A 12,107-nucleotide genomic window follows, 5' to 3' on the forward strand; every position below is an offset into this window, starting at 1 on the left:
GGATCGCTCCGGTTCTCAGGACCTGACAGAGGGCGGCGGAGAGTGCGCCGGCGGTCAGGGAGCGAAGTCGGCCCGGTCGTGGTCGTTGCCGTAGAGCGGCAGGTCAGGCGTGGTCCACTGCGCGTAGGCGGCGGCGATGGCCTGAACCGGGGTCACTCCCGCACCCTAAGCCATTCGCGGATGGCGCGGGTCGCCCGTACGTCGTCCTCGTTGTAGTCGAGCAGCCGGCGGGCGGCGTCCGGGTCGCCGTCGCGGGCGGCGGCATGCCACTGCTGGGACTGGAGGCCGCCGGGATCGGGGTCGCGCCAGGAGACGCCGGGGCCGTGCCGGGCGATCACCTTGAGGCCGTGCCCGGCACGGGAGTCGACGGCGGCGCGGACCAGCGGCAGCAGGTCGATCCACCGGTCCGGGTGGGCGGGGCCGGCCGGCAGCGGCGGGAACCGGCGGGCGTGCCGCGGCTCCGGCGAGGCGTAGTGGAAGACGAGCAGGCTGCGCCCGCGGGCGGCGGCGCCGGCCGCGACGGCGGCCAGGTGGTCCAGGCAGGCACGCGCGAGACGTTCCTCGTCGGTCACCGCGGGGTCGAAGAACGGGGTGTACGTGGACACGCCGTCCTCGGTCACCAGCAGCCCCCACAGGTAGACGACGTCGTCGGTGCCCCATTCGACGTCGATGTCGACCTCGACGTCGGCGTGCGGCACGTCGTGGCCGGCGCGGCGGCGCACGACCAGGCCGTCGCGGGCGAGGCGGGCGGAGGTCACCGCCTTGCGCAGGCGGTGCGCGCGGGTGCGCAGGTGGCCGACCTCGCCGCCGTACGGTCCGGCGAGCAGGGCGGCCGGATCCCCGGCGGCGAGGTCGGCGACGGTGCGGACTCCGGCGGCGCGGAGGGCAAGATATTCGCGTACGCCCAGAGCACCCCGCAGTTCGGCGCTGAGGTCCCCGGCGGGCAGCGTGTCCACGCAGACCGGTGCCCAGCGGCAGCTCGCGCACTCGTCCTGCCCGATCGGTTCGACCAGGGGCGCCGGGTCGCCGGGTTCGCCGCGCCGCTGCCGGGCCACCTCGGCGACCCGCCGGCGGAACCCGTGCTCGTGGTCGTACCGTTCCAGGGCGCTGCGCGTGGCCACTCCGCCGGTGCGGGAGAAGGTGCGGAAGGCGGGGCTGTCCAGGTCGTACCAGACGAGGAGCGGATCGCCGGGCCGGTCGGTGCCGCAGATCGCCCCGCGGGGTTCGGCGGCCTGGTGACCGCAGGCCTGGAGCATGCGCCAGTAGTGGGCGAGCTGGAGCAGGTCCTCCTCGCGGTGCCGGGCGCCGCCGTCGGACAGCGGCACGGCGTCGCGCCAGGCCGGGGCCGCGAGCGTGGCGGCGGGTGCGTTGTCGTACCGGCGGTCGAGGACGTGGTGGGCCTTGATGTCGGCCGGGTGGTATCCACGGTCGCCGTCGTGCAGCAGGAGGTCGGGCTTGCCGGCACGGGCGCCGTCGTGGTCGTCGGGCAGGCGGCCGCCGACGATGATCGCTGCGCCGGCCCGCATGGCGCCGAGGGTCGCGCCGATGTGGACACGTTTGTCGCCGTCGAGGTCGCGCAGGTCGACGTAGCCGGGCAGGCGCAGCGCCGCCCACGCGTCCAGGACCGCGGTCTCGAAGTCGACACCGGTGTCGAACAGTGCCTGTAGTTCCGGCGTGACCGGCACGTCGGGGCGGGGCACGGTCGGGTCCCAGGCGTTGTGGACGGCCCGCGCGCAGGACTTGGCGGCATAACCGCTGAGCAGGATCGGCCGCAAGTCAGGGCCGCAGGGTGCCGGTGGTGAGCCCGTCACGGGCGCGGGCGACGGCGTCCGGGCCGAGCGTGCCCAACTCGCGCAGCAGCGTCTCGGCCTCGTCGAGGGCCCGGAACGCCGCACCGTACCGCCGCTGCTCGTCGAGATCCATCTGCGGGATGCGGGCGGCGCGGACGTCGCTGCGGTAGGTGCCGCTGCTGCTGGTGTTGCGTGCCGTCGTCGCCGGGCCGCGCAGGAATCCGCGCAGGAAGTCGGTGTCCAGCTGGTCGCTGACCGAGGTCGCGGTCTTCTCACCGATGTCGACGAGACCGGCGCGGGCCAGGTCGGCGACACGGACCGGCCCGCCCTCGATCGCGCCGGTCCCGGCCGGCAGCTCGGGCAGCAGCGCGGCGATCAGGCCGGTCAGCTCCCGGATGCGGGCGCGGACCGCGGCGTACTCCTCGGCCAGACCGGACCGGACGGCCGACAGGTGCGCGGCCGGGGTCAGGTCGACCGACTCGTCCAGCAGATCGATCACCGGCACGTCCACGACCTGCCGCGGTCCCGCCTCCAGCGGGCCGGCCGGGTCGGCGCCGGACAGATCGATCATCCGCACCACCGGCGCGGGCCGCCCACCGTCGGCGGGACGCTGCAGGACCCACAGGTGTACGGGTTGAGCATGCGACGCCACCATGCCGGACGGCAGCGCGACCACCGTCCGCAGCACGCCGGCCCGCAGCAGCTCCGACCGGATGCGTCTACCGGCACGGCGGTAGGCGACCGACGGTGGCATCACGAACACGACCCGCCCGCCCGGTGCGGTGTGCGCGTAGCAGTGCTGCAGCCACGCCAGCTCGCTCTCCGCCTTGGTGGGCACCCCGAACTCCCAGCGCCGGTCGAGCAGCAGACCATCGCGCCCCCAGTCGGTGAGACCGACCGGCGGATCGCAGACCACCAGCTCCGCCCGCAGTGCCGGCCACGCGTCCTGCTGGAACGAGTCGCCGACCCGCATCTCCAGGTCGGCACCGGCGAGCCCGGCCCGGGCGCGGGCCAGAGCGGCCGCGGCCGGATTGCCGTCCTGACCGGCCCGGCGGGTCGCGGTGCACGCCAGCAGCAGGGTGCCCGCGCCGGCCGCCGGGTCGAACACGGTGCCCTCGACCGGACCGGCGAACCGGGCGACGGCCGCGGCCAGGTGGGTGGAGGTCATCGCCGTACCCGAGGAGATCAGCCGGTCGGTGAACGCGGTGACCACCTCGGCGGCCGAGGTCTCCCCGGCCATCGCGCGCAGCCGCAGCCGGGACGCCTCGTCGAGCCGGCCCGGCTCCTGCCCGGTCAGGAACGCGGCCACCTCGGCGACGGCGCTCGTCATGTCCTCGCCGTAGAGGGCCCGCAGCTCCTGCCAGACCAGCACCTCGTCGGAGACGTCGGTGTTCTTGCGCTGCCGGTCCAGCCAGCCGGTGATCGCGGACAGGGCGAACAGGGCGTTGCGCCCGCCACCGACCGGCTCCGGGAAGTCGGGGTGGCGGCGCCGCCAGTTGGAGACCGCCGCGCGGGTGACGCCGGCCAGGCGCGCCACCTCGGCGGCGGAGATCAACCTGCCGTCCGTGCTCGAAGAGGGGCCCGTCACGGCCCTGACCCTACACGTTGACCATCGGGTCAACGACTCTCAGCCATGACAGTGTCAACAGACGGACGGTGGATGATCTGCGGCGTGCGTGACCGCTGGGTCAGGACCACGAACACGCTCACGGCGAGCGCCGCCGCGATCGACGCGAGGCCCACCTGCTCCCCGAGCAGCAGCGCCGACCACAGCAGGGTGAGGACCGGCTGGACGAGCTGGATCTGGCCGACCCGGGCGATGCCGCCGCGCGCGAGACCGGCATACCAGGCGAAGAAGCCCAGGAACATGGAGACCACGGTGAGATAACCGAACGCCACCCAGCCGGCCGGGCCGGCCTGCGGCGGATCCGCGACGGCGGCCGCCAGCGCCAGCGGCACGGTCACCGGCAGGGCCACGAGAAGAGCCCAGCAGATGGTACGGGCACCGCCGAGTTCCCGGGCCAGCACGCCACCCTCGGCGTAGCCCAGCCCGCACAGACCGACCGCCGTGAGCAGGTAGAGGTCGGTGACCGTCACGCCGCCCCGCACGGTCCCGCTGAGGACCAGGAACGTCAGCACCGCGACCAGCCCGCTTCCGCTCGCGACCCAGAACAGCGGCGCCGGCCGCTCCCCCGCCCGGATCACGGCGAACACCGCGGTCGTCGCCGGCAGCAGGGCGATGACGACCGCACCGTGCGCCGAGGTCTGGCTGGTCAGGGCCAGCGAGGTGAACAGTGGGAACCCGGCCACCACACCGAGCGCCACGATCGCCAGCCGGCGCCATTGCCCGCGGGTGGGCCGGGGCGCCCCGCTGATCCGCAGATAGGCCGCGGCGAGGACGGCGGCACCGACCGCCCGCCCGAACGCGACGAACCACGGGTCGAGCTGTTGCACGGCGAGGCGGGTGGCGGGCAGCGACATGCTGAAGGCGAGCACTCCCAGGGCCCCGAGTGTTATCGCTCCGGAGGCAGTAGCGCTACTCTTGTGTCTCATGTTCAACAGTAGCGCAACCGATCGGGTGGCCCAAGAGTTGCGTGGCCTCGCGGGCACCGCCCCCGCCGGGACCCGGCTGCCGTCGGTGCGGGAGCTGACCGGCCGCCATCAGGCCTCCCCGGTCACCGTCGCCGCGGCGATCCGGCAGCTGGTGGCGGAAGGGCTGGTGGAGACCCGGTCCGGCCGGGGGACCTTCGTCGCCGCGCGCCCCGCCGCGGCGCCGTTGTCACCGCCGGACCTGTCGTGGCAGACGGTCGCCCTCGGGCCGCGCCGGGTCGGCGAGGAGGAGATGCAGGCGTTACTGGCGTTACCCCCGTCGGGCGCGATTCCGCTGAGCGGTGGTTACCTCGACGCCGACCTGCAGCCGACGGCGGCGCTCGGTGCGGCACTGGCCCGGGCGGCCCGGCAGCCGGCCGCGTGGCAGCGGGGGCCGGTCGAGGGGCGCGAGGACCTGCGGGCCTGGTTCGCCCGCGAGACCACCGCACCGGGCTCCGGCGGGCGCCTCTCCTCGCCGGGCTCCGGCGGGCACCTCTCCCGCGCCGGTGCCGGGCCGCAGCCCTTATCCGACACCGAACCGCAGTCCCCCACCGACCGCGGGTCGCAGCACTTCCCCGACCCCGGAACACCCTCCGCCACCAACGGCGGGCCGCAGCACTTCCCCGACGGCGGGCCGCAGCCCCCCTTCGACAGTGGGCTACGGGCCGAGGACATGGTCATCTGTTCCGGTGGGCAGGCCGCGCTGTCGTCGGCTCTGCGGGCCCTCACCGAGCCGGGAGACACGCTGCTCGTGGAGTCGCCCACCTATCTCGGCGCCTTGGCCGCCGCGCACGCCGCCGGGCTGCGTGTCGTCCCGGTTCCGACCGATCGTGACGGTGTGCTGCCCGATCAGCTCGCGGCGGCGTTCTCGAGGACCGGTGCGCGGCTGTTCTACTGCCAGCCGTTGTACGCGAACCCGACCGGTGCGACCCTGTCGCGCGCCCGGCGTCCCGCGGTGCTGGCCGCCGTCCGTGATGCCGGTGCGTTCCTCATCGAGGACGACTACGCCCGCGACCTGACGATCGACGGCGACCCGCCGCCGCCGCTGGCCGCCTCCGATCCCGACGGCCACGTCATCTACCTGCGGTCACTCACCAAATCGGCGGCCCCCGGGCTGCGGGTGGCCGCCCTGGGTGCCCGCGGCCCGGCCGGAGCCCGCCTCCGCGCCGCCCGCCTCCTGGACGACTTCTTCGTGGCCGGACCCCTCCAGCAGGCGACCATCGAGTTCGTCACCAGCCCCGCGTGGTCCCGTCACCGTCGCCGCCTGCGCACCGAACTGCGCACCCGCCGCGACGCCCTCCTCACCGCCCTGCGCCGCCACCTGCCGGAACTGATCCCCCAGGCGATCCCCACCGGCGGTCTGCACCTGTGGACTCCCCTGCCGGCCGGCACCGATGACGTCGCCGTGGCCACCGCCGCCATCAACGCGGGCGTGGTCGTCTTCCCCGGCCGCCCGTGGCACCCCGCCGAACCCCCGGCCCCGTACCTGCGCCTGACCTACGCCGCCGCTCCGCCGTCGGCCATGGACGAGGCCGTCCGCCGCCTGGCGACCGTTCTCCCCCACCACTCGGCGCCCACCGCCTGAAACGGCGGCGCCATCGGCCACGCCCGGCCGTCGGCACGCGGGCACAGTCATGGCCGGGCGTAGGGCGTCACGGTCCGCTTCCGCCCGAAAGACGCGCTGGCGGCGGTGAGGTCTCGCCGGCGTCGCGGGGTGGCCACGGCGCTTTGGGTAGCTCGTACAAAATGGGTCTATGTCCCGCAGAAGGTGCGGTAGGTGCCGAAGTCCGGCGGCGCCGGCTGGGCGAAGCGGTCGAGGCCCGGGCGCTCGTCGAACGGTGCGGTGATCGCCTCGAGGAGCCCGTGGAGTGGTTCGAGGTCACCGTCCGTACCCGCGGCGAGGGCCTCCTCGACGAGATGGTTCCGGGGGATGTAGATCGGATTGGCCCGGTTCATGGCGTCGGTGTCGGGTCCGAGGGCACGCCACCTCGTGATCCACTCGCCGAGGTCGCCGTCCGCCGCCTCGGCGACAGATCCGTCGTTCCCGGCCAGGTCTCGGAAGAACGAGGTGAAGTCGGACCGGTCTGCCTGGAGGACTGCCAGCAGGTCCTCGATCAGCGACGTGAGCACCGCATCATCGACATCACTCCCGGTGAGCCCCAACTTGGCCCGGAATCCGCGGAGTGTGGCCGCCGCATACCGCCCCCGGAACTCCGAGAGCGCCTCCGTGGCCTTGGCGATCGCCTGGTCCTGATCGTCGTCGAAGAGCGGGAGCAGCGCCTCCGCGAGCCGGGCGAGGTTCCATTGGGCGATGCCGGGCTGATTGCCGTACGCATACCGCCCACCCTCGTCGATGGAGCTGAAGACGGTCGCCGGATCGAAGCCCTCCATGAACGCACACGGACCGTAGTCGATGGTCTCCCCGGAGATCGTCATGTTGTCGGTGTTCATGACGCCGTGCACGAACCCGGTGAGCATCCACTGCGCGATGAGGTCGGCCTGGGCGCCGACAACCGCCCGGTAGAGCCCGAGCGCGTCCCCCGCTTCCGGGTAGTGCCGTTCGACGGCATGCGCGACGAGCCGCCGGAGCAGGCCGTCGTCCCCGGTGGCTCGGGCGAACTGGAAGCTGCCGACCCGCAGGTGGCTGGCCGCGACCCGGACCAGGATCGCTCCCGGCGCAAGGTTCTCCCGAACGATGCTCTTGCCGGTGCCGATCACCGCCAGTGACCGGGTGGTGGGGATGCCGAGCGCATACATGGCCTCGCTGATCACATACTCGCGCAGCATCGGCCCGACTGCCGCGAGGCCGTCCCCGCCGCGCGCGAACGGTGTGCGCCCCGATCCTTTGAGGTGCAGGTCCCGCCCGCCGATCTCGCCGAGCAGCAGCGCACGCCCGTCGCCGAGCCGGGGCGAATATCCACCGAACTGGTGCCCCGCATAGGCCTGCGCCACGGGCGCCGCGCCCTCGGGCAGCGTGTTCCCGGTGAGGAACGCCAGGCCCTCATCGGTGCGCAGCCACTGCGGGTCGAGCCCGAGTTCCGCGGCGAGGGGCTCGTTGAGCACGAGCAGCCGTGGCGAGGCCACCGGGGCGGCCTGCCAGGAGACCGCCATCTCGGGCAGCTCGTCGGCGAACCGGTGCCCGAGGGCGATGACGGGTGCGGATACGTCATTCACCGGATCAACGGTACGTCGCCGGCCGGTCGACGGCCCGTCAGCTCACCGCTGCGCCGTGTGGGTGAGGTCACTGATCAGGTCGGCGAGGGCCGGGCGGCGCTGCGGTTCGGGGTCGAGCGCGGCGGCCAGCGGCTCGTCCAATCCGGCCCATTCGGGCCGCAGTCGCGACACCGGCAGCGGGTCCACGCCCGGCGCCTCCCCGGTGACGAGGTGATAGACGACCGCCGCGAGCCGGTAGACGTCGGTGGCCGGGCCGCCGGTCGCCCGCCGCTGCTCCGGCGCCCGGTAGGCACCGGCGCCTTCGCCCGCCTCCGGTGGTGTCGCCGCCAGCCCGGCGTCCCGCAGCCACATCCGGTCCCGCGACGCGAACAGCACTTCCGGCCGCAGCGCGCGATGCGCTCTGCCCCACTCATGGAGACTTTGGAGGGTACGGCCGACCAGCGCGATCCCCCGGAGGACGTCACGCAGCACCGCCCCCGCCCAGGGCGGCCGCCCGTAGAGTTCGGTGAGCATCACGCCCGGCGGCATCCGGGTGGCGAAGGTGAACGACAGGGGTTCCTCGCACCGGAACACCACCCGCGGCAGCCCCGGAACCGCATCGTGCAGTCGCGCCTCGGCTTTCAGCTCAGCCCGCCGCCGCTCGGCACCGGCCCCGCCGCGAACGACGTCCAGCCGGACGAGCCGAACCTCCCGGCCCGGTGTACTGCCCTGCCGGGCGTCTCCGCGCAGGACCCGGCAGCCGCCGTCCGCGGCCACGCATTCCTCGCGGCTGCGGAGATGGAAGATCTCGGTCCCGGCCCGGACCTCACCACGAGCCGGATACATATCGACACCGGTCGACAACACTCGGTCACCATAGGGTCCTGCCTTCCGTTCGGCAACCCATGGTGACCGCCTCATCACGGGCCGACGCGCATCAGGCCGCGCCGAACCGTCGCCGAGTACCTCCAGATGCCGGCCGAGACGCTCCGGGCCGGCCGGCGGCGGCTGAGCGTTTCCGGTCCACCTCCGGGGGTACGCCGTTCGCTGTGACCGTTGATGCCGTCGTCGTCGGACAGCTGGCCCGGGACCTGGTGCTCCAGGTCGACGAGATGCCCCCGGCCGGAGCGGCTGCCGACGTGCGGCTGCGCCGGGAGATGCTCGGCGGCAAAGGCGCCAACCAGGCGGTCGGCCTCGCGCAACTGGGTGTGCCGGTGGCACTCGTCGCCGTCTGCGGTGACGACCGGGTGGGCGACGACCTACTGGCCCAGGCCGAGCGGGACGGTGTCGACGTGTCGTCGGTGGTCCGGCGCCCCGGGACGATGACCGGACTGATCGTGGAGGCACTCGACGGCGACGGGCACTGGCGCTACCTCCAGCATCTGCCGGAACTGCTCACGGCCGCCGACGTCGACCGGGCCGCCGGACGGCTGCGGTCGGCGCGGGCCGTACTCGTGCAGTTGCAGCAGCCGGAGGAGGCGACGACGGCCGCCGCCCGGCACGGCAGGGACGGCGGTGCGCTGGTGGTGCTGGACGGCGTACCGGAGAAGAAGGTCCTCGCCCTCGCCGATGTGCTCCGCGCCGACGACCAGGAGGCGCGGCTGCTCACCGGTGTCGCCGCCGACGATCGCGAAGGCTTGCGGGCGGCGGCCCGCGAGCTGCTGGACGCCGGGCCCGGACTGGTGGCGCTGGGGCTGCCGGACGGCAACCTGTTCGCGTGGCGCGACCGGCGGTGGGGCTCCGGCGACCTGGTGCTGCCCCTCACCGACGAGAAGGTCGCCGACACCACGGGCGCCGGTGACGCGTTCACGGCGGCGCTCACCGCGGCCCTGCTGCGCGGCGACCCTGCGGAGGCGGCGGCGCGAGCGGCGGTGAAAGCGGCCGGCGTGACCGTCCGCCACCCGGGCGGCCGCCCCGACCTGGGCGGAGCGCCGCTCAACTGAGGCGGTTGCCGCAGAAGCGGAACAGCTCGTCGGAGGCGTTGGGGTCGATCCATTCGAAGGTGCCGCGCAGCAGGTCGGCCCGTTGGTCGACGGTGGTCACCGCGGCGGTCAGTTCGCCCCACGGCATCGTGACGTGCAGCAGGGTGCGCTCGATGCCGTACGGCAGGGACGGCAGGTTGTCGTCGGTCGTGGCGCGCAGCAGCAGGCCGGAGGTGGAGATGTCCTCGACGCGGCCGGTGAGCGGGACCAGCTGGCGGCCGTCGACGTTCTCGATCTGGGCGGTGCCGACGGCCGGATAGGTACCGGGGCGCCGGGCGGACGCGCGCCGCTGCACCACGTCGGTGGGTGCGTCGCCGATGACGGTGAGCTGGTCGTTGCGCAGTTCGGCCTCGACCCAGGTCACGCCGGCCGAGGTGACGAGTTCGAGGACGCCGAGGCGGCGCACGCCGGGGCCGTCGAGGCTGAGGACCGGGATCGGCGGCAGGTCGGTGAGGAACGGCGCGGACACGTCGGCCAGGGAGACGATGACGATGGGCTGCGTGCCCGGGCATCGCAGCGTGAGGCTGCTCCCCGCGGGCACGGTGATCATCATTCCCCCCGGGTGAGATGCGGTCGACAGACCGCACGTTACCTTCGACGAGAACCAGATACCGGACATGCCGGAAAAATTAGTGCTCTGGCAGCCTGATGTCGTCGACCTTGACCGTGCACTCGCTGACGTGCAGGCCGAACCGCTCGACGGCCTCGATCACCACCGTGCGCACCGCCGCGGTGACGTCCGCGACGACCTCGCCCGCCGAGATCACCAGGATGACGGTGATCTCCACGTCGGTGCCGTCCACCTTGGCCCACACACCGCGGGTGGAGTCGCCGACCTTGTCCAGGCCGATCTTGTCCAGCACCGAGTTGAAGAACCGGGCCACGTCGCCGCCGAGCTCCACCACACCGGGCACCGACCGGGCCGCCGACGACGCGATCTTCTCGATCACCTCGCGCTCGAACTTGGTCTCCCCGCGGTAGGCCGCGATCTCGATCACCTCGGCGCCACCGTGCTGCGGCGGCACGGCCGGGACCACGGCCGGCAGGTAGAACTCCTGCGTCCGGTCCGCGTGGAACTCGGCCTCGTCACTCATATCCGTCCCTCTACCCGAACCGCCGAAACACGACGGCCCCGAGCCTACTAGTGAAACCTCCTCAACCCCGAGGGCACCTTCTCGTACGGCCCACACCTCCCCCACCGCACCGGCCCCGCCCCCGGCGGCGCCCCGCGCCAGAGGCCGGTCCACCAGGACCGCAAGGCGCCTCACGGGCGTAGCGGCCCCTCACCGAGAAACCGGCTGGCTCTCACCGCTGTCTCGGAACGCTCGAGACAGCGGTGAGAGCCAGCCGGACCTTCGGTCGGCGGCCTGGGCACCCCCGCCGTCGAGCAGACCCTGCTCGAACTGGGCGACCCCGACCGGCTGGCCGACGGCTACGCCGACCGCCCGCGGTACCTGATCGGCCCGGTCGTCTACCCCGCGTGGAAACGGCTGCTGACCATGCTGCTGCCGGCCGTGGTGACCGTCGCGGTGACCCTGGCCAACGCCGCCCTGGCCGTCCTGTTCGCCGACCCGCTGACCTGGCTGCCCGGCATCGTCATCGTCATCGCGGTGGCCGGCGCCCGCTACGGACGTCGCCGAGGTCGCCGTCCGCGCTGAACGGGCCCGCCGTGGCCTGGCCACCGCGGTCCCCTGCACCGGCCGTGAGTACTCCGCACCCCACCGGCTGACACGACCGGTCTGCCGACATACGCCCGGTGGATTCGGCTCAAGTCCCCGGCCGCGGTGCCGATTCTCGCGGCACTACCGGAAAAGGCGCGGCCACGGACGGCCGCGCCTCGTGGTCCGGAAACCGCACACGGACGAGCGGAGAGGACTCGAAATCCCTATGACCGAGTTGTCAGACAGCACTGTTCCGGTACGGGGTGACCGATGGAGACCGTCGAACCCCCTACTGGAGAACGTGATCCAGAAGTACATCGACGAGGCCAGGCGGGAGGCGTGCGACACCACCGGGAACATCGGGACGATCACCGGCGGAGGCCTGGTACTGGTCGGCTTCGGGATCATCGTGGCGATCGGCACCGGCAACCCGCTGGCGGCGATCTTCGCGATGATCGTGCTGGCACTCGCCGGCCTCGCCTGGATGGGTGTCAACGCGCCACCGTTACGGCTCGATCCCTTGCAGATCCTCGAACCGATGGGTGGGCCCGGCAACCTGCCCGCCGGCTACCTGGTGCACCCGCTCGCCTGGAAGGCCGGCATGCCGGAATACCTGCGGGGTGTCCCGGAACGCCGGCTGCGGATCGCCGTCGACCTGTGCCGCAAGCACCCCGGCGCCGTCACCGATCTGCTGCGCATGGTGGAGCGGTCCGAACGGTGGGTGGCCGAGCAGCAGCCCGGTAAGGACTTCAGCCCGGCGGGCCGGGACGCGGAAATCGCCAGGTTCGCCAAGCGCCTGATCGAGCACCAGGTCCGCAACGTCCCGGTCGGCACGCGCTGACCGGAAAAACACCTTGACCACGGCCTTGTTTGGGCATGGGTGATCACCGGGTCGGTCTGGTCGACAGGCCGGCTCGGTGGGGAGATTGTCA

Annotated in this window: 11 protein-coding genes; 4 read left to right on the forward strand and 7 right to left on the reverse strand. The window is 73.2% G+C overall.

Features of this window, described 5'->3' with window-relative positions:
* Positions 1-152 precede the first annotated feature (152 nt).
* Genes BC793_RS03480 through BC793_RS03490 form a run of 3 tightly spaced genes read right to left on the reverse strand, consistent with a single transcriptional unit; the run spans position 153 to position 4,343 of the window.
* The gene (locus tag BC793_RS03480) at positions 153-1,775 is read right to left on the reverse strand and encodes a TM0106 family RecB-like putative nuclease (protein WP_109589033.1); all 1,623 of its coding nucleotides are present in this window, start codon (positions 1,773-1,775) and stop codon (positions 153-155) included.
* Position 1,776: 1 nt separating this feature from the next.
* On the reverse strand, positions 1,777-3,378 hold the full coding sequence (locus BC793_RS03485; protein WP_203896056.1) for an N-6 DNA methylase: 1,602 nt from the start codon (positions 3,376-3,378) through the stop codon (positions 1,777-1,779).
* Between the two features lie 29 nt (positions 3,379-3,407).
* The gene (locus BC793_RS03490) at positions 3,408-4,343 is read right to left on the reverse strand and encodes a DMT family transporter (protein ID WP_109589035.1); all 936 of its coding nucleotides are present in this window, start codon (positions 4,341-4,343) and stop codon (positions 3,408-3,410) included.
* On the opposite strand from BC793_RS03490, the gene BC793_RS51035 reads away from it, so the two are divergent.
* Positions 4,342-5,964, forward strand: coding sequence for an aminotransferase-like domain-containing protein (locus BC793_RS51035; protein WP_239169746.1), 1,623 nt, complete (start codon positions 4,342-4,344; stop codon positions 5,962-5,964). The genes BC793_RS03490 and BC793_RS51035 overlap by 2 nt on opposite strands.
* A 167-nt stretch (positions 5,965-6,131) precedes the next feature.
* Here BC793_RS51035 and BC793_RS03505 read toward each other — a convergent pair whose 3' ends face one another.
* Both BC793_RS03505 and BC793_RS03510 read right to left on the reverse strand, forming a co-directional pair.
* Positions 6,132-7,553 (reverse strand): protein adenylyltransferase SelO, encoded by a 1,422-nt coding sequence (locus tag BC793_RS03505; protein ID WP_109589036.1) that lies wholly within the window; start codon positions 7,551-7,553, stop codon positions 6,132-6,134.
* A gap of 42 nt (positions 7,554-7,595) precedes the next feature.
* Positions 7,596-8,378, reverse strand: a complete 783-nt coding sequence (locus BC793_RS03510) for a protein kinase family protein (protein WP_109589037.1) — start codon at positions 8,376-8,378, stop codon at positions 7,596-7,598.
* A 203-nt stretch (positions 8,379-8,581) separates the two neighbouring features.
* Here BC793_RS03510 and BC793_RS03515 point away from each other — a divergent pair, with 203 nt between their 5' ends.
* Positions 8,582-9,475: a PfkB family carbohydrate kinase gene (locus BC793_RS03515; protein ID WP_239169745.1), complete on the forward strand. Its 894-nt coding sequence runs from the start codon at positions 8,582-8,584 to the stop codon at positions 9,473-9,475.
* On the opposite strand, the gene BC793_RS03520 is transcribed toward BC793_RS03515, so the two are convergent.
* Both BC793_RS03520 and BC793_RS03525 read right to left on the reverse strand, forming a co-directional pair.
* The gene (locus tag BC793_RS03520; protein WP_109589128.1) at positions 9,468-10,064 is read right to left on the reverse strand and encodes a hypothetical protein; all 597 of its coding nucleotides are present in this window, start codon (positions 10,062-10,064) and stop codon (positions 9,468-9,470) included. The genes BC793_RS03515 and BC793_RS03520 overlap by 8 nt on opposite strands.
* A gap of 79 nt (positions 10,065-10,143) precedes the next feature.
* Positions 10,144-10,608, reverse strand: coding sequence for an Asp23/Gls24 family envelope stress response protein (locus BC793_RS03525; RefSeq protein ID WP_109589039.1), 465 nt, complete (start codon positions 10,606-10,608; stop codon positions 10,144-10,146).
* A gap of 405 nt (positions 10,609-11,013) precedes the next feature.
* Between BC793_RS03525 and BC793_RS49460 the strand changes: the two genes are divergently transcribed.
* Together BC793_RS49460 and BC793_RS03530 are read left to right on the forward strand one after the other, a co-directional pair.
* Positions 11,014-11,172 carry a hypothetical protein gene (locus BC793_RS49460; RefSeq protein ID WP_158319193.1) on the forward strand — a complete coding sequence of 53 codons (159 nt, stop codon included), beginning with the start codon at positions 11,014-11,016 and terminating at the stop codon, positions 11,170-11,172.
* 229 nt (positions 11,173-11,401) lie between these two features.
* Positions 11,402-12,016, forward strand: coding sequence for a hypothetical protein (locus tag BC793_RS03530; protein ID WP_146246180.1), 615 nt, complete (start codon positions 11,402-11,404; stop codon positions 12,014-12,016).
* Positions 12,017-12,107 lie beyond the last annotated feature (91 nt).

This window comes from Actinoplanes xinjiangensis, from assembly GCF_003148685.1.
In the GTDB taxonomy this organism is placed as follows: Bacteria; Actinomycetota; Actinomycetes; order Mycobacteriales; family Micromonosporaceae; genus Actinoplanes; species Actinoplanes xinjiangensis.

What these genes read in the sequence shown, in the direction of transcription:
- BC793_RS51035 (WP_239169746.1), top strand. Translation starts at nt 4,342, where the DNA reads ATGTTCAACAGTAGCGCAACCGATCGGGTGGCCCAAGAGTTGCGTGGC.
- BC793_RS03490 (WP_109589035.1), bottom strand. Translation starts at nt 4,343, where the DNA reads ATGAGACACAAGAGTAGCGCTACTGCCTCCGGAGCGATAACACTCGGG.
- BC793_RS03510 (WP_109589037.1), bottom strand. Translation starts at nt 8,378, where the DNA reads ATGTATCCGGCTCGTGGTGAGGTCCGGGCCGGGACCGAGATCTTCCAT.
- BC793_RS03520 (WP_109589128.1), bottom strand. Translation starts at nt 10,064, where the DNA reads ATGATCACCGTGCCCGCGGGGAGCAGCCTCACGCTGCGATGCCCGGGC.
- BC793_RS03525 (WP_109589039.1), bottom strand. Translation starts at nt 10,608, where the DNA reads ATGAGTGACGAGGCCGAGTTCCACGCGGACCGGACGCAGGAGTTCTAC.
- BC793_RS49460 (WP_158319193.1), top strand. Translation starts at nt 11,014, where the DNA reads ATGCTGCTGCCGGCCGTGGTGACCGTCGCGGTGACCCTGGCCAACGCC.
- BC793_RS03530 (WP_146246180.1), top strand. Translation starts at nt 11,402, where the DNA reads ATGACCGAGTTGTCAGACAGCACTGTTCCGGTACGGGGTGACCGATGG.